At 44.9% G+C, this 2641-nt stretch carries 3 protein-coding genes; 1 reads left to right on the top strand and 2 read right to left on the bottom strand.

The genetic code is table 11. The annotated features are described in order from the left end of the window. Nucleotides 1–22 precede the first annotated feature (22 nt). Together QUB13_RS26385 and QUB13_RS26380 are read right to left on the bottom strand one after the other, a co-directional pair. Nucleotides 23–1156 (bottom strand): ABC transporter ATP-binding protein, encoded by a 1134-nt coding sequence (locus tag QUB13_RS26385; protein ID WP_333117031.1) that lies wholly within the window; start codon nucleotides 1154–1156, stop codon nucleotides 23–25. 41 nt (nucleotides 1157–1197) lie between these two features. Next, nucleotides 1198–1773, bottom strand: a complete 576-nt coding sequence (locus QUB13_RS26380) for an HD domain-containing protein (RefSeq protein ID WP_333386891.1) — start codon at nucleotides 1771–1773, stop codon at nucleotides 1198–1200. Nucleotides 1774–1918: 145 nt separating this feature from the next. Between QUB13_RS26380 and QUB13_RS26375 the strand changes: the two genes are divergently transcribed. Next, nucleotides 1919–2542, top strand: coding sequence for a Uma2 family endonuclease (locus QUB13_RS26375; protein WP_333386888.1), 624 nt, complete (start codon nucleotides 1919–1921; stop codon nucleotides 2540–2542). Nucleotides 2543–2641: the final 99 nt, after the last annotated feature.

Genomic DNA, 2641 nt, shown 5'->3' with positions numbered 1-2641 from the left:
TGAGATTTGAGGTTGAATCCAGTTAAGGATATAGCGCCTCGCCCGTGGAGGGGTCAAAGATAAATAGTCGATCGAAGTCAAGCTGTACCTTCAGCCGATCGCCCGGACGCAAGCGAACACTCGCAGGTACTTGCACCTGTATAGTAGTTTCAGCGTTCAACAAAGGCAAACTCGCCCGGACTAAAGTTTCTCGCCCCAGAGGTTCCACTACTTTTACCTCTACCTCCAGAGGGACTTTTTCTAAAGCCCAAAGATCGATTTTCAAATCATCTTTTTCTGTTGTTTGCGGCTTAAAAATTTCTATATTTTCAGGACGGATGCCTAAATCAAATCCTTGTCCTTCTCTAGGGTGCAATCTTTGTTGCAGTGAGGGCGGACAGGCTAAAGATTGATCTCCCAAAATAAAGGATTCGTTAGCATAAATTGCCGGCAAAATGTTCATGGCTGGATTGCCTAAAAATGTTGCAACCATGCGGTTAGCTGGTTTGGCATAAATGCTTTGCGGAGATCCGATTTGTTGAATTTTACCCGCATTTAAAACTACAATTTTATCCGCTAAAGTCATCGCTTCTACTTGGTCGTGGGTGACGTAAACCGTGGTAATTCCCAGCCGTTGATGCAGTTGTTTGAGTTCGGCCCTAGTATCATCTCGCAGTTGCGCGTCGAGGTTAGAAAGCGGTTCGTCTAAGAGAAATACTTGCGGTTCGCGGGCGATCGCCCTTCCGAGTGCTACCCGCTGTTGCTGTCCGCCCGATAGCTGTTTTGGCTTGCGGTTGAGGAGATGGTCGATCGAGAGCGATCGGGCTACAGTTTCGACACGTTCTTGAATTTTAGTCGAGTCAACATTCCGCATCCGCAATCCAAAAGCCAAATTTTCGGCGACTGTCATGTGCGGGTAAAGCGCGTAATTTTGAAACACCATTGCGACATCCCGCTGTCTCGCCGGAATGTTGTTAACTAAAGTATCTCCAATATAAAGATTACCAGAAGTGGCAGTTTCTAAACCTGCGATCGTCCGCATAATTGTGGATTTTCCGCAGCCGGAAGGCCCGACTAATACCCAAAATTCCCCGTCCGGGATTTTGAAGCTGATGTTCTCGATCGCGGTGACGTTTTGGTAGCGTCTGGTAATATTTTCTAAGCGAACATTTGCCATTTGTTAGTAGTTATTGGTTATTAGTTATTGGTTGTTGATTTTTACTTTTTGTCTTCAGAAAGCTTGGTTAATTCTAAAACTGTGCGGTCTAATTCTTCAACGATCGGCGTTAACTCAGCTTGGCGGAATGCTTCTACTAACGAACGATAATACCAGAGAGAACCTTCTTTTTTGCCTTTGAAGCGTTCCCAAACAGTATCGCCTAATTGACGGTAATCTTTCAGGATCGATCGAGCATTATAAAGTTTATCAGCAGCCGAGACTAATCTCACTGAGCCAGAAGCTGTGAGAATGTGGGCGATGTAGGCTTCTTTTCGCTGCCGCCAAGGGGGTTTTGGCGTTGCGTCGCTGTCGGTACAGCCGTCTACAATAGCTGTGACGTTATCGCCAAAGCGGGCGCGGATGGCTTCGCGGGTGGTGGGGCCGCCTCGATCTTCGATCGCATCGTGAAGCAAAGCTGCGATCGCCTCATCTTCAGAAGCCCCATATTCTAAAGCTATACTAGCAGTGCCCAACAAATGGGCAATGTAGGGAACGCCCGAACCTTTGCGGATTTGAGTTGCGTGCAATTCGGCGGCATAGATGAGGGCTTCAGAAAAACGGTTTGAGAGAATCATGAAAGTCACCTTTCTTAATTGCTATGATATATAAATTATTGGGCTAAGTTGAACAGACAAAATCTACCAAGTTCAATAAGATCGTAAAGATGCGATCGAGATCGATCGCTTGTAAACTTATAATCGTTAAACAGAGGTTGCGAGCATGACAGCTACTATAATTATACCAAAAAATGCAGATCAAAACTCAGAACCAGAATCACATCCCAAATTAGAAAATATACCCGAACTTCCTCCAGAATATAAGCCAGAAAAAGTCATATCTCTCGAAGAGTTTTTAGTCAAGCCTGCTGATAGAATGGAATGGGTTGACGGCAACTTAGTGGAGAAAACAGGAATGACATTCAAGCACGGTCTCGCTCAATCTAAATTATCTACATCCTGGAGAAATTACAAAAATTCCAGCGGACAGGGAGGAGAAGTTCTTACAGAAGTCCTTTGCCGCACTAGCAAGCAGGGTCGCCGTCCCGATGTTGCTTACATTACTCCTGAACTGCTGCCAGAATCAGGCAATTTTACAGCATTTTCCCAAAGTTTTCCTTTGATAGCGGAAGTTGCTTCCCCGGAAGATAGCGGCGAAGAGTTATTTGCAAAAGCTCAAGAATATTTGGAATCGGGATGTTTAGAAGTTTGGTTGCTGTTTCCTGAAGCTAGATTAATATTTGTCAATGCAGGGCAACGCTGGCAGTTGTTTAATGCGGATGAAGTTGTTAACACTCAAAGTTTGCTTGCAGGTTTTAGCGTAGCCGTCAGTGAATTGTTGGCTTGAGGAATTTGTTAAAATCATTTATTCAATACTTCGGACAGTTTTGGAACAGGGACGCTCCCCGATCAGAGCCAAAAAGTCCCTGGGATTTTAACCGAAAAT

The organism is Microcoleus sp. B4-D4 (assembly GCF_036705185.1).
Taxonomy (GTDB): domain Bacteria; phylum Cyanobacteriota; class Cyanobacteriia; order Cyanobacteriales; family Microcoleaceae; genus Microcoleus.
The sequence above is the reverse complement of the archived record's forward strand: the minus strand, read 5'-3'. Positions and strand labels throughout refer to the sequence as shown.